General features: G+C 39.2%; 19 protein-coding genes. 16 read left to right on the top strand and 3 right to left on the bottom strand.

The features are described from left to right. The first annotated feature begins 92 nt into the window (after nt 1-92). Nucleotides 93-638 (top strand): hypothetical protein, encoded by a 546-nt coding sequence (locus AC4PID_RS06615; protein ID WP_492134778.1) that lies wholly within the window; start codon nt 93-95, stop codon nt 636-638. A gap of 136 nt (nt 639-774) precedes the next feature. Here the strand turns inward: AC4PID_RS06615 and AC4PID_RS06610 are convergent, their stop codons facing one another. Beyond that, on the bottom strand, nt 775-1,296 hold the full coding sequence (locus AC4PID_RS06610) for a DUF2179 domain-containing protein (RefSeq protein WP_492134777.1): 522 nt from the start codon (nt 1,294-1,296) through the stop codon (nt 775-777). Between the two features lie 271 nt (nt 1,297-1,567). Between AC4PID_RS06610 and AC4PID_RS06605 the strand changes: the two genes are divergently transcribed. From AC4PID_RS06605 to AC4PID_RS06580, 6 genes are all read left to right on the top strand, one after another. Continuing rightward, a complete protein-coding gene (locus AC4PID_RS06605) occupies nt 1,568-2,803 on the top strand; it encodes an ABC transporter substrate-binding protein (RefSeq protein WP_492134776.1) in 1,236 nt (411 codons plus the stop codon). A gap of 55 nt (nt 2,804-2,858) precedes the next feature. Continuing rightward, entirely contained in the window at nt 2,859-3,764 is a 906-nt protein-coding gene (locus tag AC4PID_RS06600) for a carbohydrate ABC transporter permease (RefSeq protein ID WP_492134775.1), read from the top strand. Nucleotides 3,765-3,776: 12 nt separating this feature from the next. Next, nucleotides 3,777-4,601, top strand: coding sequence for a carbohydrate ABC transporter permease (locus tag AC4PID_RS06595; protein WP_492134774.1), 825 nt, complete (start codon nt 3,777-3,779; stop codon nt 4,599-4,601). Between the two features lie 11 nt (nt 4,602-4,612). Continuing rightward, the gene (locus AC4PID_RS06590; protein ID WP_492134773.1) at nt 4,613-7,750 is read left to right on the top strand and encodes a glycoside hydrolase family 2 TIM barrel-domain containing protein; all 3,138 of its coding nucleotides are present in this window, start codon (nt 4,613-4,615) and stop codon (nt 7,748-7,750) included. Between the two features lie 17 nt (nt 7,751-7,767). Further along, nucleotides 7,768-9,459, top strand: a complete 1,692-nt coding sequence (locus tag AC4PID_RS06585; RefSeq protein WP_492134772.1) for an amylo-alpha-1,6-glucosidase — start codon at nt 7,768-7,770, stop codon at nt 9,457-9,459. A gap of 136 nt (nt 9,460-9,595) precedes the next feature. Beyond that, nucleotides 9,596-10,609: a LacI family DNA-binding transcriptional regulator gene (locus tag AC4PID_RS06580; protein ID WP_492134771.1), complete on the top strand. Its 1,014-nt coding sequence runs from the start codon at nt 9,596-9,598 to the stop codon at nt 10,607-10,609. Nucleotides 10,610-10,676: 67 nt separating this feature from the next. On the opposite strand, the gene AC4PID_RS06575 is transcribed toward AC4PID_RS06580, so the two are convergent. Then, complete coding sequence (locus AC4PID_RS06575) at nt 10,677-12,101, bottom strand: S-layer homology domain-containing protein (protein ID WP_492134770.1); 1,425 nt, start codon at nt 12,099-12,101, stop codon at nt 10,677-10,679. Between the two features lie 202 nt (nt 12,102-12,303). Here AC4PID_RS06575 and AC4PID_RS06570 point away from each other — a divergent pair, with 202 nt between their 5' ends. The 9 genes from AC4PID_RS06570 to AC4PID_RS06530 all read left to right on the top strand — a co-directional run bounded on the left by AC4PID_RS06570 (nt 12,304) and on the right by AC4PID_RS06530 (nt 20,241). Then, nucleotides 12,304-13,221, top strand: a complete 918-nt coding sequence (locus AC4PID_RS06570; protein ID WP_492134769.1) for a leucine-rich repeat domain-containing protein — start codon at nt 12,304-12,306, stop codon at nt 13,219-13,221. Nucleotides 13,222-13,438: 217 nt separating this feature from the next. Then, nucleotides 13,439-14,830, top strand: a complete 1,392-nt coding sequence (locus tag AC4PID_RS06565; RefSeq protein WP_492134768.1) for an SIR2 family NAD-dependent protein deacylase — start codon at nt 13,439-13,441, stop codon at nt 14,828-14,830. A gap of 36 nt (nt 14,831-14,866) precedes the next feature. Continuing rightward, on the top strand, nt 14,867-16,306 hold the full coding sequence (locus AC4PID_RS06560) for a deoxyguanosinetriphosphate triphosphohydrolase (protein ID WP_492134767.1): 1,440 nt from the start codon (nt 14,867-14,869) through the stop codon (nt 16,304-16,306). A 17-nt stretch (nt 16,307-16,323) separates the two neighbouring features. Further along, complete coding sequence (locus AC4PID_RS06555; RefSeq protein ID WP_492134766.1) at nt 16,324-16,809, top strand: hypothetical protein; 486 nt, start codon at nt 16,324-16,326, stop codon at nt 16,807-16,809. 168 nt (nt 16,810-16,977) lie between these two features. Next, nucleotides 16,978-17,418, top strand: a complete 441-nt coding sequence (locus tag AC4PID_RS06550) for a LytTR family DNA-binding domain-containing protein (RefSeq protein WP_492134765.1) — start codon at nt 16,978-16,980, stop codon at nt 17,416-17,418. 17 nt (nt 17,419-17,435) lie between these two features. After that, on the top strand, nt 17,436-18,020 hold the full coding sequence (locus AC4PID_RS06545; protein ID WP_492134764.1) for a hypothetical protein: 585 nt from the start codon (nt 17,436-17,438) through the stop codon (nt 18,018-18,020). After that, a complete protein-coding gene (locus tag AC4PID_RS06540; protein ID WP_492134763.1) occupies nt 17,995-18,528 on the top strand; it encodes a hypothetical protein in 534 nt (177 codons plus the stop codon). The genes AC4PID_RS06545 and AC4PID_RS06540 overlap by 26 nt, the downstream gene beginning before the upstream one ends. A gap of 547 nt (nt 18,529-19,075) precedes the next feature. Further along, nucleotides 19,076-19,219 (top strand): hypothetical protein, encoded by a 144-nt coding sequence (locus AC4PID_RS06535; protein ID WP_492134762.1) that lies wholly within the window; start codon nt 19,076-19,078, stop codon nt 19,217-19,219. 386 nt (nt 19,220-19,605) lie between these two features. Beyond that, nucleotides 19,606-20,241 (top strand): BglII/BstYI family type II restriction endonuclease, encoded by a 636-nt coding sequence (locus AC4PID_RS06530; RefSeq protein WP_492134761.1) that lies wholly within the window; start codon nt 19,606-19,608, stop codon nt 20,239-20,241. Here AC4PID_RS06530 and dcm read toward each other — a convergent pair. After that, the gene (dcm, locus tag AC4PID_RS06525) at nt 20,234-21,460 is read right to left on the bottom strand and encodes a DNA (cytosine-5-)-methyltransferase (protein ID WP_492134760.1); all 1,227 of its coding nucleotides are present in this window, start codon (nt 21,458-21,460) and stop codon (nt 20,234-20,236) included. The genes AC4PID_RS06530 and dcm overlap by 8 nt on opposite strands. Nucleotides 21,461-21,530: the final 70 nt, after the last annotated feature.

Below are 21,530 nucleotides of genomic sequence, written 5' to 3'. Positions count from 1 at the left end.
AGTTAATTGATTGTCGTCCTTCCGTTGTTTTGAGTAAAACCGTATAGGGTGTATAATAAGGTAAGTGCATAAGCCAATTTAAGGAGGTTAAAATGAAAAACAGAAGGAATGTCATCACTGTCGTTGCTTTCACTGTTCTACTGATTGCCGTCATAATTACTTATAGCTACCAAACCGCATCTAAAGAAGAGACCATTAAGGCGGATGTGACCAAGTTCTTTACCCAGATGTATGAGGTCACACCTGAAACCTATGGGGTAATATTGCCACCTGGCGAAAGCATAGAAAAGCAGATGGCAACTTACAAAAGTTACATAGAGAAAGAATTCGATGGTCTTTATACAGATCTCTTATACGCCGATTTTTTCATAGGAGATCGCTATTTGATGTTTGCACCTCAATTAGCAAGTGAAAAGAACCTATCGATGCATTTTTCAAATGTCAGCTTAACAGAGACTTCATCGGACCGCCAGTACAAGTACTATGATTTTGAAGTAGAGTTTGTATTAAAGGACCTCAATGAAAATACCGAAACGGTTTTGGTGAACAAGGGAAAGATTAAACTCAAACGAGAGTTCATTCGTTTTAAGATCGATGCAGTAAGATACGACCGAGATGTTTTGGTGGATTACCTTTAGTGAGGCGAATTTCTATTTGATATAATTTAATTGTGAGCTAACATAACACTCGGAGAAGGCTCCGCAGCGGAGCGAGGACCGGTCCTTCGGAGCGTGTTATGTTAGCTCACAATACTATATGTAACAACTAAAGAGGCTATTGCAGCCTCTTTTTCATTTGTTCAAGTATAAAGCCACCTTTAAAGAACTTCGGTTCGTAGAAGATGACAAATGCTGTAGGTTCGTAACTGGTGATTGCGGTCATCAGTTCTTTTTCTTTAGATCGTTTTGTAAGGATATCCAGACGTACGCGCGTACTTTCTCTACCTTCCCCTTCAAATACAGTTACGCCATAGCCGTTTTCTCGAAGGTGGTTAATGAGTGCTGCATTTTTTTCTCTTATATTGACCACTGCTGAGGTATAACCGATGGCAATTTTATTTTCGATGTGAATTCCAACGATTAAGCCTGCACCAAAACCTAAGGCATAAACGAGCATTTCCCATATGGTTTGCTCACCTGTCAGTACCAGAGAGAGCCCTAATACATAAATCAAGCTTTCAAGGATGCCGAAAAATGCGGTTAAAAGCTTAAGCTGTTTCACCATGCTGATGGTTCTAAGCGCAAGCATTGGGACGTAAAACAATTGTAGAACAATGATTAATACTAAATCCTTCAAAATAGGCACTCCTTCTGTCATATAAGTTAGCGGTAAAAGTCGGTATCATTCTATCATTTTATCTACGCTAGGTAAAGACGCTACTTAAATAGTTTGGCGACGAGTTTGAACCAAACGTTAAAGAGTAGTTAAGCAAACGATTAAGAATATTAACACATCAATTAAATAATCACTAAAATATTTACTAAACAAACGCGTTGACAATTAGTAAAACATTTAGTAAACTGAAAACATCAAAACCAAACATAAAAATTTGGAAGGGAGATTCTTTATGAAGAAGCTTTGTTTGTTATTGGTGTTGATCCTCGCATTTGGTTTAATGGGATGCGCCAAAGAGGACAAAAATGTAATTCGTTTTGCAACATGGGATTCAGAGGATACACTTGAGGTTCAAAAGGAAATCGCTAAGCGATTTGAAGAATTAAATCCAGGTGTGACGGTTCAAGTAGAAGGCTACGGCGATGGTTACGATCAAAAAATCGCTGCTGGCTTTGGCGCGAAAAACGCACCAGATGTTATGTATATGTGGGACTTCCCAACTTACCAAGCATCACTCGAACCACTCAACAGTTATATGGATTCAGATGAGAGTTTTAAAGCATTGATGGATGATCTTTATCCTGGTATTTTGAACTACAGCACTATGAATGACAACGTTTTAGGGATGCCAGTTGGTTACACCTCACACGTTATCTACTATAACAAAGCTCTTTTTGACCAAGCTGGCGTCGCTTACCCAGAAGAAGGTTGGACTTGGGATGATTTAAGAGAAAAAGCAGTGGCACTTTCAGCACTCGGCGATGACATCTACGGATTTGCATTTGCCACAAGTCCAGACCCTTATGATTTTGAACAATACTACTGGAGCTTCGGTTCATCTTACCTATCAGCTGATGGCAAGATGATGGACGGTTACTTTAACAGCCCAGAGGCAGTTGAAATGATGCAAATGTTCTCGGATATGGTAGTTGAGGGTTCGGCACTTGGTGCACAGGACAGCATCAGCAACGCATTTAGAGGCGGCAACGTCGCGATGCAGGAAAGTGGTATCTGGCCTCTTGAGCGTCACATCGAAAGCATCGGTGAAGAGAACTTAGGCATCGTCGGTTTACCAGTTGCGAAGGAAGTGGCTAGCGTCATCAACTCTTCTGCGATCTGTATGGCGAAGGATTCTAAAAACAAGGATTTGGCATGGGAGTTCATCAAATTCTATACCTCTCCAGAAGCGGTTAAGATGAGAGCGAAAATCGATTTACCTGTTCTTAAGAGCGTTTCAGAAGAACTCAATTATACATCAGATCCATTTTACAAGCCTTTCTACGACATGTTAGAAACAGCAGATGCACACACACCTGCGTTCCTACTCAACTCTGAGTACAGCAAAATTTCAGAAAAAATGCTCTATGCGATTGAAAAAGTGTTTGTAGATTCAGTCAATGGAGAGCCTTTAGACGTTAAAGCAGTTTTAGACGAAGCGGTATCAGAATCAGCACAATTTTTTGAATAATTAGGTGGCGAGGTAGCTGTGGCAACGCAGCTACCTTGATATAAGGGAGAGAACAATGGCAAAACCAAGCGCAAAAATCAAAATCAAAAGAGAAATTGTGCCCTATCTGTTTATAATGCCTTGGATCATAGGGTTTATGATCTTCACATTGGGACCATTACTGTTTTCACTGGCAATCAGCTTCTTCGACTGGCCCATCGTTGGACAGCCAAGCTTTGTCGGCTTTGGCAACTATATCAGAATGTTTACCAAAGACAAGATGTTCACTCACAGCTTGATGGTAACCTTCAAATTCGCGGTCTTATTCGTACCTTTATACATGGGCATCGCCCTAGGTTTGGCACTTTTATTGAATCAAAAAATCAAAGGTCAAGGGTTTTTCAAAACCGTCTTTTACCTACCTTCCGTTATCTCAGGCGTGGCACTTTCCATGATCTGGATTTGGATCTTTGACTTTAAATACGGCGTTATCAACTATTTGCTTTCACTCATCGGTATCGCAGGTCCTAACTGGCTGGGCGACCCCAAATGGTCACTGGTGGCCATGGTTATCGCAAGCCTCTGGGGACAAGGGACGATGGTGCTCATCTTTTTAGGTGCTCTTAGGGAAATACCTAAAGACTATTACGAAGCATCGATGATCGATGGCGCTGGCTCAATTCACAGATTCTTTAAGATTACGCTACCACTGATTACACCTGCACTTTTATTTAACCTGATCATGACCATAATTTCGGCATTCCAACAATTGACCCTCGCACTCCTTATGACGAAGGGCGGACCGTCGAATTCAACATATTTTTACGCGATGTATGTGTATAACAACGCCTTCAAGCACTTTGAGATGGGCTATGCCTCTGCCAACGCTTGGATCATGTTCTTAATCATACTGACATTATCTTTACTCGTTTTAAAATCATCTTCCATGTGGGTTTATTACGAATCAGAAGTGAAGAAGTAAGGAGAGACAAATATGAAAGAATCATTTTTACGCAAATTACCTGTCTATGCACTTTTGATTTTATTTACCGTATTGTTTTTATTTCCATTCTTTTGGACGGTGACCTCTGCATTTAAGACAGAAGCGGAGCTACATGCGTATCCACCGGTTTGGATTCCGTCGTCGTTTAGCTTTAAAAACTTCATTGACTCATGGCTATCACAGCCGTTTACGCAGTACTTCTTTAACTCGTCGTTAGTGGTCATCGGCACCACCATCGGTCAGTTGATCTCGTGCTCACTGGTGGCTTATGGGTTTGCAAGGTTTAGCTTTAAGGGGAGAGACGTGCTCTTCATTATCCTACTTGCGACGATGATGATCCCTTGGGACGTTACCATGATTCCTATGTACATGGAGTTTAACATGTTCGGCTGGATCAACACCTTGAAACCCTTGATTGTGCCCGCGTGGTTCGGATCGCCCTTTTATATCTTTCTCCTGAGACAGTTCCTGCTGAACATACCGAGAGAACTAGAGGAAGCAGCGCTACTGGATGGGGCCAATCATTTTCAGATTTACTACAAAATATACATGCCACTGGTTAAGCCAACGCTGGTACTCATCGCAGTCTTTAATACCCTCTCGGTATGGAACGACTACTTAGGGCCATTGATCTTCCTAAACGATCAATCCAAGTACACGTTGACACTGGGACTTGCACAGTTTAAAGGCGTCGGTGACGTGAACATGTCGGCAATCATGGCGATTACATCAATCATCTGTATTCCGCCGCTCATCGGCTTCTTCTTCGCACAGAAACAGATTATTGAAGGTATTTCAAGTACAGGAATTAAGTAAGGAGTATGTCAATGGAGTCATTAAGATTAATGCAGAACAGAGTGCCGTCAAGGGCTTATTTTAACAGCGACTATGAGCGTGTAAACTCACTTGATGGCGTGTGGCAATTTAGATATTTCGATGCCCCTGCGCGTATTCCCGAAACCATAGAGGCATGGGATGAAATCCCCGTGCCATCTTGTTGGCAGCTACATGGCTACGATCAGATGCACTACACGGATCTTTACTATCAGTTTCCACTTTTACCCCCCTATGTACCGGCGAAAAATCCAACTGGCGTTTATGAGCGTGGTTTTACAGTGCTGGCAAGTGATTTGAAGCCAGAGTTTGATCATCGCGTGCGTTTTCATGGGGTAGACAGTCAGTTTACCGTTTTTATCAACGGTGTTGAGGTCGGTGGCAGTACTGGATCGCGCTATACCTCTGAGTTTGAGATCGGGGAACATCTCTTTGTGGGTGAGAACCGCATCAGGGTGGTGGTTAGCAAGTGGAGTGTGGGTACTTTCTTAGAGGATCAAGACATGTGGTGGCTCAGCGGGATTTTTAGAAGCGTTGAGTGGCTGGTTTTACCAAAGGTAAGAATCGAGCACTTTAAAGTAGTGACCACCCTTGAAGCGGAAGATGAAGCTGGAAACGAAGCTGGAACTGGAGCTGATAAATCCACTCATTCTGTTTTAGAGGATCAATTGAATGCTGCAAAGCTATCGATAACCGCTGAGTTTGCTAGTGATTTGATGAAAACCAGTGACTATGCACTTGTGGTGAAGCTGGTGGACGATGAAGGTCGTACCATAGTAGAGGCAAGTGAGGTGTTAAATCGAAACAGACGCTTGGGCAGTCAGAACAGACACCAGACCGATATCTATGTGAATGCACCATCGCTTTGGACAGCAGAAACCCCCTATCTATATGGTTTAACCCTATCCTTAGTGAAGGATGGTGCGGTAATACATTCAGTAGTTGATCGCGTGGGCATCAGAGCGATTAAAGTGAAGGGCACACAGCTTTTGGTCAATGGGAAACCCATCAGATTTAAAGGCGTGAATCGTCATGACTTTAACTGTGATACGGGAAGAACGGTGTCGTTTGAGGACATGCGCTACGATCTTGAGCTGATGAAGCAAAACAACTTCAATGCGGTGAGAACGGCACATTATCCCAATGCACCGGAATTCTATGCGCTTTGCGATGAGATTGGCCTATACGTCATCAGTGAAGCCGATTTAGAGTGTCATGGGTTTGAGCTCGCAGGCAGATACGACTGGATTACGGATGACGCCACGTGGACGGAAGCCTACGTGGATCGCGCTGAGCGACTGGTGTTTAGAGACATCAACCGACCATCGATTATAATGTGGTCACTGGGAAATGAATCCGAGTTTGGCCGTAACTTTGTGGCAATGGCTGAAGCGATCAAACGACTGGATGACACGAGACTGTTACACTACGAGGGCGATCGAGACGTAGAGGTTTCAGATGTGTATAGCACCATGTATACGAGATTAGAGAGATTAGAGGAAATTGGTAAATCCATAGATGGCACGAAACCACACCTACTTTGTGAATACGCTCATGCGATGGGCAATGGCCCAGGCGGCTTACTTGAGTATCAAAAGCTGATGCGCAAGTACCCGAGATTGCATGGCGGATTTATATGGGAGTGGATCGATCATGGCATCCGATGCTATGACGCAGAAGGAAAAGTGTTTTACAAGTATGGTGGCGATTATGGCGATGCACCGCACAACAGTAATTTCAACTGTGACGGACTTTTGTTCCCCAATCGTCAACCTTCCCCTGCACTGGGTGAAGTCAAGCAAATCTATGCGCCAGTTTGGCTCGAATTCGATGAAGCGCGTAGCGAACTTACACTATCTAACGACTACGATCATTTGAACTTGGATAACCTTGAGTTTGTCTGGGAGACTGCTCGTGGCAGCGTTTCATTTAGAATAAAGGGTTTAAATCCAAGAGAAGCGATTACGTTAAAATATGCTGGCACAAACTGTATAAAATCAGAATGCTCAGAGGCATTGCAAGGCGGTGTAACTGATAAATGTGAGATTGAATCAGACTGGTATGTTTTAGATGCACCTGATGGCGTGACCGTTTCATTTGTAACATCTGATCATCACATTATCGCATCTAAAATCAGGGGTGGCCTATTAATCGCGAATGATACCCTATCGGGTAGAGAAGTCTTGAGACAGCAGGTTTTGGTTTCAGAGAGTGAAAATAATCCTATCTTTGATACAACTGACGCCAACGATGGATTGCGAGTTACAGAAACACATGATACGCTAGAGGTAATAACAGCAGATCAGTCGGTAAAGGCAAGGTTTGATAAAGTAGATGGCAAGCTTGTCGCCTATGAAGCGCATGGTAAATCATTTATCAATGATGGACCTGAGATGAACTTTTGGCGAGCGCCAATCGATAACGACATGTATGTGAAAAAGGAATGGCAAGATAAGTATGCACTGAACCTTGCGAAGGTATACCCAGAGGGCTTTACCTGGTATCAGGATTCTGATAATGGTGAAGTGGTCGTTCAAACCGATGCGATCTTTGGTGCACCCAATCAGGTTTGGTATTATCGCTTACAATCTCAAATCACGGTTAAGACCGATGGCACCTTAGCTTTTAATTTCAAGGGACAGTTTAAGGACGCAAAACGTTTTTATCAAGCGTCACTGCCTAAGATTGGAACGATGACACAGCTTTCAAGTGCACCTACAAAAGTCACTTATGAAGGCCTAGGTCCTTATGAAAACTATCCTGACAGTCAGTTCTCTGCATGGATGGGCAGACACGAAGCGACGGTAGATGACCTATTTACCAATTATCCATTCCCACAGGAAAATGGAAACAGAGGAAAGGTTATTGCACTTGAACTCAGCTACGATGAGCTGACACTTGAGATCAGCTTTGATCAACCAAGTAACTTTGGTCTGAGAATTTACAGCGATGAAATGCTTGAAAAGGCAACACACATGAACCTATTAAAATCAGATGGCTATTACCTCCACCTCGACTATAAAGTCAACGGACTAGGGAGTAACAGCTGTGGTCCTGAACCTTCACCAGAGCACAAGCTCAAGCCTGTAGACTTTGATTTTGGCTATACATGGCGTGTGGTTCAGAAGTAAAAATAAAGGAGGCATCTATGAAAGCGATCGATTTAATCAAAATCCCATTTAGCACACGAGGTGCCTTCACTGTTTTTTCCCTCATGAAATACGAAGAAGGGCGTGCCCTCTTTATCAGAGATGTGAGAGGTGGCGATCTCGATCCTGGTTTGATCTTTCGATTTGAGTTTTATAAGGAGATAGATGACTCACAACTCTCTATAGACGCACTAAAGTTCGCAGCGACGCCAAGCCTTCTAACGGTTGAAAAGGAAAGCGAAGTCCTTGCCCAGATTACCTTTGAAAACGAGGATACCTTTAGAATTCGTACCTTTGACTCAGCGTCTAAAGTCAGACTGATTCCCGTTACACATCGTTATGACACATTGGCGGAGCTCTCTCCGAAGACTTGGGAGTTTGCAAGCTACTTCAAAGAAGTGAAATTCGGCATTCAGAGCTTAAGTGGCAATGGTGTTATCACCTCTGAATGGACGGGTATCGGCAATAAGAACATCTGCATAGAACTAGGCGACAACAGCGAATGGCGATTCAGCACCTATACCGTCAGTGCGACTCAGGTGGCGACACAGAAGGATTCCTTTGAGACCTGCGAAAAAAGAATCGGTGAACAGTTTGAAGCTTGGGAGACTAAGTTTGTGAAAAGCGATGACGTCCTTGCAGAGAAAACAAGGGAAGCGGCGCATATACTGTGGCAAAACCGCGTCAAGCCGATGGGACTCCTAAAGTATGAAGCGCTTTATATGACGAAAAATTGGATGACGAACATCTGGAGCTGGGATAACTTTTTCAGCGCTATGGGGCTTGCAAGTGCATCGCCTCAGTTGGCGTATGAGCAGCTGGTGATTTTTGAGTCGCTTCAGTCGGAGGAAGGCGCATTTCCCGATTACGTCAACGATCGATATGCGTCGTATAGCTGTAACAAGCCACCGCTACTGGGGTGGTGCTATGACTGGCTCATGAAAAAGGATGCCTACTTCAAAGAAGCACATCGGTTATCGCGCATCCTTGCGATGGCTGAAAAGCAGGTGAACTACTGGTTTGCACATCGCATGAGCGACATTGGACTACCGTTTTATACACATGGGAACGATTCGGGATGGGACAACGGTACCTTCTTCAGTGAAGGCGTGCCCGTGATCACACCGGATTTGACGACGTTTTTACTCTTACAGCTGGACTTTTTAATCGCACATACACCTGACTCAGAAAAGAGAGCTGCGTTTCAAGAAAAGTTTGATGCACTGATCAAGCCGTTAACGGAGCAACTCTGGGATGGTGAGCAGTTCATAGCCATCAAGCTACCTGAGAAAAAACGCATCGTAAGAGCGGGAACGCTTCAAAGAATAATACCACTTCTGATAGCAAAGCATCTACCGATAGCGATTGCAGAGAAGCTAAAGGCAGATCTAGTGACCTTTGAAACCGAGTATGGCTTTGCGACAGAGCGTACCGATAGTGAATTTTATAGATACAATGGCTACTGGCGTGGACCGATTTGGGCACCGACGACGTACCTTTTCATAGATGCACTGATGCAGTCGGGCGAATCAGATTGGGCAAAACGCATTACAGATAAATTTATCAAGGCAGTTTTAACCGGTGGTTTCGCAGAAAACTTCGACCCGCTGACAGGCGAGGGGCTTGTAGATACTGGCTTCGCTTGGACGGCGTCAGTATATGCAGTCATAATTACAGCAGACACTCCTTAAAGATAGATAGAAAAAGACGTTGACCGATCTCCCCAAGTTCTGTAGCGTCTTTTTCTAATAAAAAGCCTAAATGTTCTTACAATAGAACAAACTTATGATATAATGATAAAAAATTTACTAAAATTAAAGGTGAACTATGGTTACGATAAAAGAAATCGCTCAAAAGGCAGGCGTCTCTCCGGCGACTGTTTCGAGAGTTCTCAACGGAGATAAAAACATCAGCGTTCGTGAAGAGACGCGCGTTAAGATATATGAAGCAGCAGAAGAGCTCGAGTACATACCGCTCATACAAAAATATTCGAACCGACTGAGTACGGCTCAATCCGACCTTAAGCTTTTGGTGGTGTGCGCCTTTACCAGTCAGATCGAAATTGAAGACCCTTACTACTTGGCGATTCGTTATGGGATTGATGAGGAGTGTAAAAAACGCGGCATAGCCATTCAAAGAATGTATCATAACGAACTGACACAGGAATTCCCATCTTCATCTGAATTCAGCGGCGTTATCGCAGTGGGTACATTTACAAAGGAGATGGTCAATCAGATCGCGAAGACTTATGAACACATCGTTTTCGTGGACAGTGATCCAGACGATGAGCGTTTTGATGCGGTTACAGTGAACCTCGACCTCGGCATGAAAAAGATCATAAGATTTTTAATCGAAAAAGAGATTAAGACCATCGGCTACATCGGTGCAAGGGATTTTCCTGACCAACAGACCAACCATCAGGACCAAAGAGAGCTGACCTTCATCAGTGAGATGACGAAGAGAGGACTTTTGAACGAAGGGTGGATCTGGATCGGTGAGTTTTCATCGGATTCCGCCTATGAAACCGTTAAAGCAAACTTTGTCAAAGGCAACCTACCTGAGTGCTTTGTCGTAGCCAACGACTCCATGGCAGTAGGTGTGTTAAGAGCCTTTTATGAGCTTGGCGTCCACGTACCCAACGAGGTATCGCTGATCAGCTTTAACGATATTCCGCAGGCGAAGTTCACCACACCCGCACTCTCGACACTGAAGATTCACTCAGAGCAGATGGGGGTACTGGCGATAAAAACCATATTGGATCGCATTGCGAACGAGCGCGATGTGGCCTGCCGCATCTCCATAGGGACACAGCTGGTGATTCGGGATAGTTTGAAGAAATAGATATTGATTTTCATATAAAAAACGCCTAGAGAATTCTAGGCGTTTTAATTTTGCTTTTGGTGAAGTACTACTTATCAATAATTAAGATTCTGTACAAGTTACCATCATCATCATACAAACCAAAGTAATAATCGTAGATAGCATTGTCTGGATAAGGCAAATCTAAACTAAAGTAATTTGTCGTTGTATAAGAGATTTCTTCACTATTGACGAATTTCAATTGGAACGAAGGTTTATAAGACTCAGTAAAAATAAAAGAGTCCGTGTAATCAGTGTTGCTCATAACCTGCGACCAGTATCCTTCTACCGTCATTATCATTATGATACCCATATCATAATACTCAGACTCTTTCAATTCACTTGCCTTATCAGCATAAACGATTGAAAAGGCATGACTTTCTTTTAAAGCCTTCTTGATGGCTTCTACGTCAGTTGAATTAAAGTGTGTTACATCGATTGAAAAATCAAAGTCTAATGCAATCATTGGAGTAACATAAACATATAGGTAATCATAATCAACCTCTGGTATAGGGATATTAAAATACAGGCTAGATAAGATACCGTCTTCCTTCGGTGTATAGCGGTCTGAAATGACATTATCAACATAAACGATGTCATTATCTTTCATCAATGAAACTGTAGCTACTAAAATCTGATCATCCCAGATACGATAGCGATCGTTTAACTCTATATAGAGCTCACTACAAGGCGCAACACCTGATGTTTCTGGCTCGCCTAAAGTTACCATATTGTTAAAGTAATACTCAGATGGTGTCGCTTCTAGATTCATAAAGTGATCATTGAACGACCACTCAGGCTCATCCTGATATGGAAAGATTTTTACATAAGATGGAGTAAATGTCGATGCGGTAATCGCACTTTGACTTACGACGCCATCTAAATATAAACGGTAAATGAGAAAGCGATCTTGATCTTTTAAAGAAGTTGATAATGCATTATACGATATATGAACCATATCTGCTCTTTTGAATGAACTGCCTTGATACAGAACACTTTCTTGAATCGTAAAAATACCCAGTGACTGTGCGAAACGAAGTGTTTCCTTGTAATCAAAGTCATCAGAACCATAGCCCAATGCTTTTAAGATAAATACGGTATAATCTCTTGCAGTCATCAGCTTGTTTGATCCGAACAGTGTATCGCTAACACCATTTGTTAAACCTTCGTGGTAGAGATAACCAACGATGGCATCTGCCCATGCTGGAACATCAGTAAAAGGGTGTTCGTATTTCATTTTGTTAGCTAATTCTTCTTTACCGAGGAGCTTTACGAGCATCGCCGCAGCTTCAACTCGCTTTGGTTCTCTTTCAAGCTCGAAACCTTTATCGGTTCCTTTAAATAATCCTAAGTCCTTTAAAGCTTCCGCTTCATATGTATCATAGTCTGTTGATGTGCTTACGTCAGCAAATGAGACCAAACTAAAGCTAAGTAACAAGACAAGGACAAGTATTCCCCCAACCTTTAACTTCATAAATCCTCCTAGTATTAAATTATAGTTGCGAACATTTTTATCTTACCACACTCATAATCCGAAACCAATATGGAAAATATAAGTCTGTAGCCCTGTCTTTTAGAGGGACAAGAAGATTGACACATAGTGCTTAAAACCGACTTGATGAATACCTCTATTTCAAAAGGGTATGTAACCTTATATTAGAAAAGGGGGTATTCAAATGCGTTACAAACGATTATTGTGGAGCCTACTACTGACTCTAATTCTACTGACCATCACCGCCTGCTCATCAGGTACATCAAACGACGAAAGTCTGGACACGATGACCACAGAAGCAAAGGCCATAAATGAACCGATGGCAGAAACCATGGAAGCATCCACTGCGATGGCGGCTTCACCTGACGAAGTGATCACCATTAAAGATCCAGAGCTTGAAAAGCTGATTCGCCTCGCCATCGACAAACCTGAGGGTGACATCACAGCGCTAGATATGGAAATGGTCTACTCGATTAACATCGACTACAAGGAGTATCCAGTCCGTGAAATCGATGGACTAGAATACGCCATCTACCTAGGTGATTTTTCATATCGATATGGCGAGCTAAAGTCACTAGATCCTATCAAGGACCTTCAAAACATCACCTACATGACCATCAGCTATTCCACTGTAGATGAAGCGTCAGCTGAGTTTAACACTGAGATGCTGAGTCGAATCAACTTTACAGAAACAAATGTATCCGATTTCGGTTTTTTATCCAAGCTGACCGAAGTAACCAGTGCGACCTTTATCCGTAATGGCATCACATCCATAGATTTTCTAAAGGACTGGGAGAGCCTAGAAAACCTTGACCTCAGCACCAACGCAGTCAAGGACGTCACACCACTAAAGGACAAAGTCCATCTCACCGATTTGACGCTCCATCAAAACCAAGTCGAAGACATCTCCGTTTTTGAGACATTGTCATCACTGGTCTACCTGAACATCTCATATAACAAGATCTCCAACATCGCACCGATCATGCAGTTGCCACACCTCGAGGAGCTCAGAGCCTATGAAGAGCTGGATAAGAAAATCATCGACCGAGGTATGCTAGAAGCCCTTATTGCAAAGGGATTGACGGTGGATTATCATAAGTAATCCAAAAATAATTTGTCATTTACAAATATAGAATATATTCTTGTGTAAAAAATGCTCTGGTAATAATCAGAGCATTTTTAAAGATGAGTAATTATTATAATATGACACTTATCAATTAACAATCGATATGAAATTATGATATAATAAATAAGATTCCCAAATATGGAAAAAGTGAATTAAATTGTAATTGAATTTCTACAAGTTATGAGGTGCTTAAATGAACATAAAAATACCAAGGGCAGAGGTTTTAACTAAAATTGTACAGTCATCGTCCTATGGCAATCTAGGCTTATTTGTAGGCGCTGGTTTTACGAAATCAGTAATGAAGGACAGTACAAGCTTTAAAACTTATAAATGGGATGAGCTGCTTTTAGCGATCTCGGATAAGTTAAATTGTGAAATGATAACAGAAATAAATGACGCGCAATCGAAGATTAAAAAAATGGACGTAAAGAAAATTTTAGAGAAAAACATTTCACTTCCTGAGGTTGCTTCTGAAATGAGTCGTGAATATGCAGATATGAATAATTTACAACTTTCCGATGCAGTCTATCAGATTAAGCAAGCTGTAGCGGATTTGCTTAATTTCATGCCAGAGAGAAAGGTACTTAAGAAATATAAAGAATTGCTATCAGATCTAGATTTTCAATGGATAATTACGACGAATTACGATACCGTTCTCGAAGCGATATTTGCAGGGGAGAGCATCTCGTTATCTTCTGATGAACTTATTATACGAGTGAAGAATTTAATCCCAATTTATCACTTACATGGAATTAGGCATAATCCAAGTTCTATTATTTTGACACAACAAGACTATATTGAGCTTTTTAGACCAACAGAGTATCGACAAATTAAATTGCCGATATTATTGAAAGAATCGACAACTTTATTTGTGGGATATGGACTAGGTGATATAAATGTTCTTTCAGCTATAGATTGGTCGAATAAAGTTTTTGATGTGAAAAATGAGACTTTTTGCCCAAACGAAGTCATTCAATTACTTTATGTTGAAGGTGATCCAAAGGAAGTCTATAAAGACGATAATGGCGTAATTATTATTGAGATTAATAGTATAGAATCTTTTTTCGAAGAACTAAATCATTTTATGATTGCATTTAAAAAAGTTGAGGATGAGAAACATAAAGAGATACTACTTCTCAAATCTCAATTAGCGAATGATGACTTGATTTATGAGCATTTATCAAGTTCATCGGAGATAGAATGTTTTTTTAAATCTTTTGACTGGAAGTCACCCTTCTTGATAAATGATATGATAGATTACTTCAGTAGATTATTTAAAGAGCTACATGATGATCAAAGAATTGATGGTAATTTCATTGCGTATAAAAAAGAACTAGAGATAATTTTTATGATTTTTAATGCATTTGGCAATGAAAAAATTTCAACGGTTTATTATCAATATATTGCCCAAGAATTAATCTATTTAAGTAAATATATTGGTGATCAACCAGGCAAAAGCTTTGTTGCATATAAATATTGGAACGATCATAAGGATAAAATTGATGATACGATTAAAACGGAGCTTATAAGTTACGCTAAAGCCAATAAATTTGGGGAAGATCTTAACAAACTACTTTACTTATGAGTATTTTTAATACTTTTTGACAATTAGGAGGATGACATGGAGTGGCAGTATTTACTAAGTGAGGAACGTATACGTAAAAGTACCAGTCAATCAAATAATGATTTAAGAAGCGAATATCAAAAAGATTATCATCGTATTATTGCAAGTGCAGCACTCAGACGTTTACAAGACAAAACACAGGTTTTTCCACTTGAGAAAAGTGATTTTATTAGAACGCGATTGACCCATTCAATGGAAGTGTCTTCTATAGCAAAATCCCTTGGACAATCAGTAGCAAGAAATTTACTGAAATACAATCAAAATAGAAATCTACCTGAAAATTTTGAAACGACGATAACCGACATATTACAGTGTGCAGGTCTGTTACATGATATTGGCAATCCACCATTTGGACATTTTGGAGAAACTATAATTAGGAAGTGGTTTAGTGATAATATCCAACAGATGAACTATAATGATAGACCGATATCAGAGATTTTAGAGCCCCAAATGTTAAATGATCTTTTCAATTTTGAAGGGAATGCCCAAGGTCTTAGAATCATATCGAAACTACATATCATGGTAGATCTAAACGGTATGAACTTAACCAAAGCACTTCTTAGTACACTGATAAAATATCCCGTGAATTCAATGGAGATACAGGAGAAAGGACCCAAAAAGTCAAAAAAAATGGGCTATTTCTATGCAGATAAAAATACATTCCAAAGTGTTGTGTCAAGTACGATGACAGGAGATAAACGACATCCTTTAACCTTGTTATTAGAGGCGGCAGACGACATCGCTTATTTGACAGCTGATCTTGAAGATGGTGTGAAAAAGGGAATTGTCTCGATAGATAAAATAATTATAACCTTACAAGAAACTTTAAAGACCGTTGTTGATACGCAGAGTATAGAAAACTATGAGCACTCAACTAAGTATTTAAAAGAAGCTTTAGATGATCTGGAAAGTAAAGCTAAATCGAATGATTCAAATACTTCTGAGCTAAGTCTCGTTCAGAATTGGTTGGTACGTGTTCAGGGATTACTTATATATGCTGCAAGTTTCTCTTTTGGAAAGAATTATGAGCGTATATTATCCGGTGAGTTTGAAACGGATTTATTTGAGAATACTTATGCAGAATCTTTCATTGAAGCACTTAAAATGGTATCTATTAAATATATCTTCTGCCATCCTAGTATCTTAAAGCTTGAAATTGCTGCAGAGAAAATCATTACAAACTTACTTGATACCTTTGTGCCTGCTGTCATCTATTATACCGGCGAAGAAAAGGAAAAAAGATTATCACATTCTCACAAAAAAGTAGTTAGTTTGATATCGGAAAGCCACAAACGTGTATACAAAGAAACCTCTAAGGATTTAAATGATAGTGAGAAGTTATACTTGAGATTGCTTATGGTGACTGATTTTGTATCTGGTATGACGGATTCATATGCAAAGGAACTTTATAAAGAATTAAATGGTCTGACTAATTAAATAAATTGGAGGTAGAATTGAATTTATCTCAAGTGAGAAGAAGACTAGATATTGCGATTGAACATGTTCGTGTCAATGATAACTATTTACTTGTAAATGATGTAAATGAGCGTTCTATTTCTCATAAACTAGCGATGTATCTAGATCAAACTTTTGGAAAAACATATGATGTTGATTGTGAGTATAATAAGAATTGCGAAAATGTGGAGGACAGACTAAAGAAAGTAATTTATACAGATAACCTCTCTACAAACTCACATCAAGTCTATCCGGATATAATTGTTCATAGAAGAGGGACTAATGCGAAGAATTTGATCGCGATAGAAGTGAAAAAATCAACCAATAGACAAAATTATGAGCATGATTATGAAAAGTTAAAAGCATATATTGATCCAAATGGTAGTTTGAAGTATAAGTTTGGCATCTTTATAGTCTTTCATGCGCGTTCTACTAGATATAGATCACCACAAATTATTTTTTTTGAAAATGGAAATAGAGTATAATAGTTGAAAGCCATGAGTTTAGTCTCGTGGCTTTTGTAATGAGACCATAAAAGTGTGTTACAATAATCCACCAATTAGGTGCCCATATCGACCATCTGCTTCACAACTATTGTGTTAACAAAACAATTTCACTACAATAAACCTATGACAAGCCAATAGGAGAAAACATTGGAAATCAAAATCATCATAGATGAACAATACAAGTCGCCTTGCCTAACCGTACATACCGACCAAATGACGGCAGAGATACAGGCACTTTTAGACCTATTGAACACACAGAAAGAGTCTAGGCTGCTGGGGTATAACGAGGGTGAAGTGTTTATGTTAGAGACACACACCGTATTAAGCATAAGGACAGAGGGAGGTCGGATCATCGCACTGTGTGATGACGGCTCATACATACTTAAAAACCGACTTTACGAGATTGAGAACAATCCACCAAGTAAATACTTCGTACGCATTTCTAACTCAGAGATCGTCAACTTTCAAAAGGTCAAAAGCCTTGATCTGAGCCTGACAGGAACCATCACACTTAAGTTTAAAAATGGCGACAAAACATACGTCTCTAGACGATATGTGGAAAAGATTAAAAGGCATCTTGGAATTTGAAAGGAGGGGGATTAATTATGAATCAGCAAAGACATAATAAAGGAACTACTGAGCAAGTGCAGTTAAAACCACAGCTATTAAAAAACTATAAGCTTAAGCATTCGCTAAATGGCATCATGATCAGCGTATTTTTACTACATATCATCATCATCTTGAACTCACTGGATAAAGGTGTCCTCATCCCGATACTATCAAATAAGTTACCACTTTCTGAACTTGGCATCTATCTCGTACAGTTTGCTGTCGCTTGCTGGACAGGGTTTATTATCCCTTTGTGTGCACCACTTGCCAGTGATGAAGCACCTAGATATCACCTTAGGGTCGGGATTAACTCCGTGCTAGTTTTCACGGTATATTACTTATGGTGCATTATCTACTTTGGTATCTTTACAAGTCCATTATCTGTTATCGGTTTATTTGTAATCTTCCTTTGTTGTGATTATTGGATCATCTATGGGCTTCAGTACATTTCACTAAAAAGAAACGTGGACGAGCTTAATTTTGAGATAGAAAATCTAGAATTTTCAAATGAAACAATTGATCAGATGGAAAATGCTTTTATGAGGAGGGAAGACTATGAGATGGTTAAACGATTGCCATAAGAAGATGCTCGTAATGGATGTTAGGTTGTATATGTTACTAGCTATACTATTTTCTTTCATACTGACCTTACCAACTTTAGATAATACGAGTTTGATAAGAATTGATTTTCGTATGGATGCTGGATTGCTGGATCAACCGTTTTACATTATTATCGGTTCATGTCTATTGTTACTTGTTAAAATTATCATTAAAAGTGTAGGCAACGTATTAGCTATGTATGGCTTACCAACATTGTTCTTTCATAAAATACTTGTTAAAGCTAATCCGTATAGTCGAATCACAGGATCAGTTTTACTGTCAGTTTCATCACTACTGATTGTTTATTTGATTGTGAATAAGTTCAATGTAACCGTCTATGATGTTTATACTACTATTGTGGTAACTGGTATTTCTTATTATACCTATTCCCTTTTCAAAATTCGGAATACAATTCCACCACTTTTAGCGGGTACAACCATACATGCAGTGGTAATTATTCTTATTGGATTTTCAAAACTTTTAAGTTAATTGTTTGATTCTTTAAATAGGATTTGTGGTCATAACTTTAAAATAACTTTTATTTTTTGTAGGCAATAGTTTAGAAGACCAGAGGATAATGATTCGTAGTATTGTTAATATTTGATTCAATTGCCTACCGCATATGTCACCCGCTATGATATAATGTTCGAAAGTGAACTGATAAATTTTACAAAAATGGAAATCAGTTCATAGAGAGCACTTTGGAAATAGAGGGGAAGTTATGGGGCACATATGTATGGCGATATGTGATGAACTCAGAACCGCATATTTGCTATGGGAGCGATACATATACAAGTTTATAAAGACCATTGACCTTCATTCAAATGAATGAGTGAGGGTTATGGGTCTTTTTTGTTGCTTTATATATTGAATTATGTAATTTTCTCAAACAAAGCCTACAGGACTTTTGATATGTGTCTGAAAATTTCTTTGAAATGAATAATAGTCTATTTCTCGTAACACGCAGCCCTCGCAAATAAGTCTACTATGGATATAAGAATACTGTGTGAAATATCAATCAAGAAGGAGGAAAGTTATGTTAGTATTAGCAGTGATTTGTACTTTAATTGGAGGCGTTATTGGGGAGTTCGTAGAACCAATATCACTTGCTGTTTCTATTCCGATTGCAATTATGGGTGGGTTTATTTTGAAAGCAATCAAAGATAATAATAAAAGTTGACTTCATAGATTCAAATAGTAATTCACAAGTAAACAAACAGTTGTTGATGCAAAATGAAATTCGATAGCAGTTGTGGAATTGTTGTTAAATTCTGTAACAATAAAGCTCAATTTGATACACTTATGTCACCCTCTATGTTATAATGTTCAAAAGAGAACTGGTAATTTTGTCAAAAATGGAAAACAGTTCATAGAGAGCACTATGGAAATAGAGGGGAAGTTATGGGGCACACATGTATGGCGATATGTGATGAACTCAGCACCACATATTTGCAATGGGAGCAATACATATACAAATTAATAAGGACCAATGACCTTCATTCAAATGAATGAGTGAGGGTTATTGGTTTTTTTTGAACATATATTATTATTGAAAAGAGGAAAATGATGAACTTCGTAGTATATTCACATAGATATGGTTTTGAAATTGTTAATAGCAATGAAAGTTTACATGATTTATATTTAGAAATAGTAAATATAATCAGTGGCACAAGTGATGAAGAAATTATTAACCATTTTGAGATGTATAATGGGGGTAGTAAAAGCATTTCAAAGTCAATAAATAAAATTTTTGACGAAAAATTCACATCATGTGGTTGGAAGCCACAAAGTTATATATTTAAAGATAATGAGTATCGACAAAAGAAAAACGATAATTGGAGATTAGATTTTGCAAAGAAAGATTTTTCAATTGAAGTTGCCTTTAATCATGGTGGATCAATAGCATGGAATCTAATAAAACCAGTTTTAGCATCCGAATTAAACCATATTGAAAAAGATATTCAAACCAAAATTGGTGTTATAATTTGTGCAACAGAGAAGATGAAAAAATATGGTGGATTTGATGGGGCAATAGGAACGTACGAAAATTTTATTAGTTACTCAAAAGCACTTACGACAATACTAACGACACCTTTAATAATTATTGGACTCGATGCCCCAGATACCTTTGAAATTAAACATAAAAATCATGGTAATAGAAAAATTGGTTATGTGAATAAATTAGAAAACGAACCTAATTAGGTTCGTTTTCAAAAATTCGATTTAGCTCTCTAGCAATTTGAGTAATTACAGGAACAACCAATGCGTTTCCCATACAAAAATATCTTTGACTATTTGTCATTCCGGTATTTGTCCAATTATCTTCAAAACCATTTAACCGTTCACATTCAACCGGTGTTATGAAACGATATCGATTGGTATTTGGATCTAGTATGATATGTGATGTTCGACTGACTTTCCCTTCAGCAGTTAACATTGTTCTTGAAGGGCTATCAAGAGGTTCTGGAAATGGAATAGCACCTTCAGAAAAGTGATATACAAAACCGTCAGATTTAACTCTTTCTTTAGATTTTGCACCTTTTTCGATGAGTGCTTTTGCATATTGGGTATCTGACAAGTAAAAAGCTTCATCCACTTCATTCTCTAGAACATTCCTTAAAGTGATAGGTGGCAAATTGTAATTTGGAGTTAGTCGCAATGTCAAAATCTGCGCATTAATCATAACGCCGCTATTTTCAAATTGATGATGAAAATTATCGGATAAGTCTTGAATATCTACCGTATTATCAGCTTCCATCATATGAATAATATTCTCTTCTGGTTGATGAGCTGGAATCAGTACAGGGAATTGAGTTGCGAAAAGACCTTCTCTTGTAATAAGATCAGTGAGATTTTCGACGTTTTGCATTCGATTAAAATGGGCTGTGTTCATATGGTAAGCAAATATGAAAACTCTTCGTCGTCGTTGAGCATTACCATAATCGGCCGCATTAATTACACGCCATTCAGCAGCATATCCTAAGTTGTGGAGACAACCAAGTATAATACCAAAATCACGACCTCTTTGAGATGCTGGTGATTTTAATAGACGATCTACGTTCTCAAGTAAAACAAAAGGTGGTGTTTTCGCTTCCAAGATTTTGTAAATCTCCCACCATAGTACCCCTTTTTTACCTTGAATACCTTTCGCACCAGTAGTGGCGACAGAGTAGTCTTGGCATGGAAATCCACCAACAAGCAGATTGAAATCTGGTATTACATTTGGTGAAACCTTTCCGATGTCTTCGTTTGAACAATTATGATTTTCACCAAAATTTTTTGTATAGCAATTATAAGCAAATTGTGTTTTGAACTTAGGCTCCCATTGATTGGCAAACACAGTATTCCATTCGCCTGCGTTTTCCAATCCGACTCTAAATCCACCAACACCAGCAAACAATTCACAAACTGTTTTATTCATATAATCTCCTTTAGAACAAACGTTCTATAATATTATAACAAAATAATCATAAAAGATCAATACCTAAATT

The organism is Fusibacter sp. QWL-12, assembly GCF_058683495.1.
This window is presented reverse-complemented; position numbering and strand designations above follow the sequence as displayed.

What these genes read in the sequence shown, in the direction of transcription:
- AC4PID_RS06615 (WP_492134778.1), top strand. Translation starts at nt 93, where the DNA reads ATGAAAAACAGAAGGAATGTCATCACTGTCGTTGCTTTCACTGTTCTA.
- AC4PID_RS06605 (WP_492134776.1), top strand. Translation starts at nt 1,568, where the DNA reads ATGAAGAAGCTTTGTTTGTTATTGGTGTTGATCCTCGCATTTGGTTTA.
- AC4PID_RS06600 (WP_492134775.1), top strand. Translation starts at nt 2,859, where the DNA reads ATGGCAAAACCAAGCGCAAAAATCAAAATCAAAAGAGAAATTGTGCCC.
- AC4PID_RS06595 (WP_492134774.1), top strand. Translation starts at nt 3,777, where the DNA reads ATGAAAGAATCATTTTTACGCAAATTACCTGTCTATGCACTTTTGATT.
- AC4PID_RS06590 (WP_492134773.1), top strand. Translation starts at nt 4,613, where the DNA reads ATGGAGTCATTAAGATTAATGCAGAACAGAGTGCCGTCAAGGGCTTAT.
- AC4PID_RS06585 (WP_492134772.1), top strand. Translation starts at nt 7,768, where the DNA reads ATGAAAGCGATCGATTTAATCAAAATCCCATTTAGCACACGAGGTGCC.
- AC4PID_RS06580 (WP_492134771.1), top strand. Translation starts at nt 9,596, where the DNA reads ATGGTTACGATAAAAGAAATCGCTCAAAAGGCAGGCGTCTCTCCGGCG.
- AC4PID_RS06575 (WP_492134770.1), bottom strand. Translation starts at nt 12,101, where the DNA reads ATGAAGTTAAAGGTTGGGGGAATACTTGTCCTTGTCTTGTTACTTAGC.
- AC4PID_RS06570 (WP_492134769.1), top strand. Translation starts at nt 12,304, where the DNA reads ATGCGTTACAAACGATTATTGTGGAGCCTACTACTGACTCTAATTCTA.
- AC4PID_RS06565 (WP_492134768.1), top strand. Translation starts at nt 13,439, where the DNA reads ATGAACATAAAAATACCAAGGGCAGAGGTTTTAACTAAAATTGTACAG.
- AC4PID_RS06560 (WP_492134767.1), top strand. Translation starts at nt 14,867, where the DNA reads ATGGAGTGGCAGTATTTACTAAGTGAGGAACGTATACGTAAAAGTACC.
- AC4PID_RS06545 (WP_492134764.1), top strand. Translation starts at nt 17,436, where the DNA reads ATGAATCAGCAAAGACATAATAAAGGAACTACTGAGCAAGTGCAGTTA.
- AC4PID_RS06540 (WP_492134763.1), top strand. Translation starts at nt 17,995, where the DNA reads ATGAGATGGTTAAACGATTGCCATAAGAAGATGCTCGTAATGGATGTT.
- AC4PID_RS06535 (WP_492134762.1), top strand. Translation starts at nt 19,076, where the DNA reads ATGTTAGTATTAGCAGTGATTTGTACTTTAATTGGAGGCGTTATTGGG.
- AC4PID_RS06530 (WP_492134761.1), top strand. Translation starts at nt 19,606, where the DNA reads ATGAACTTCGTAGTATATTCACATAGATATGGTTTTGAAATTGTTAAT.
- dcm (WP_492134760.1), bottom strand. Translation starts at nt 21,460, where the DNA reads ATGAATAAAACAGTTTGTGAATTGTTTGCTGGTGTTGGTGGATTTAGA.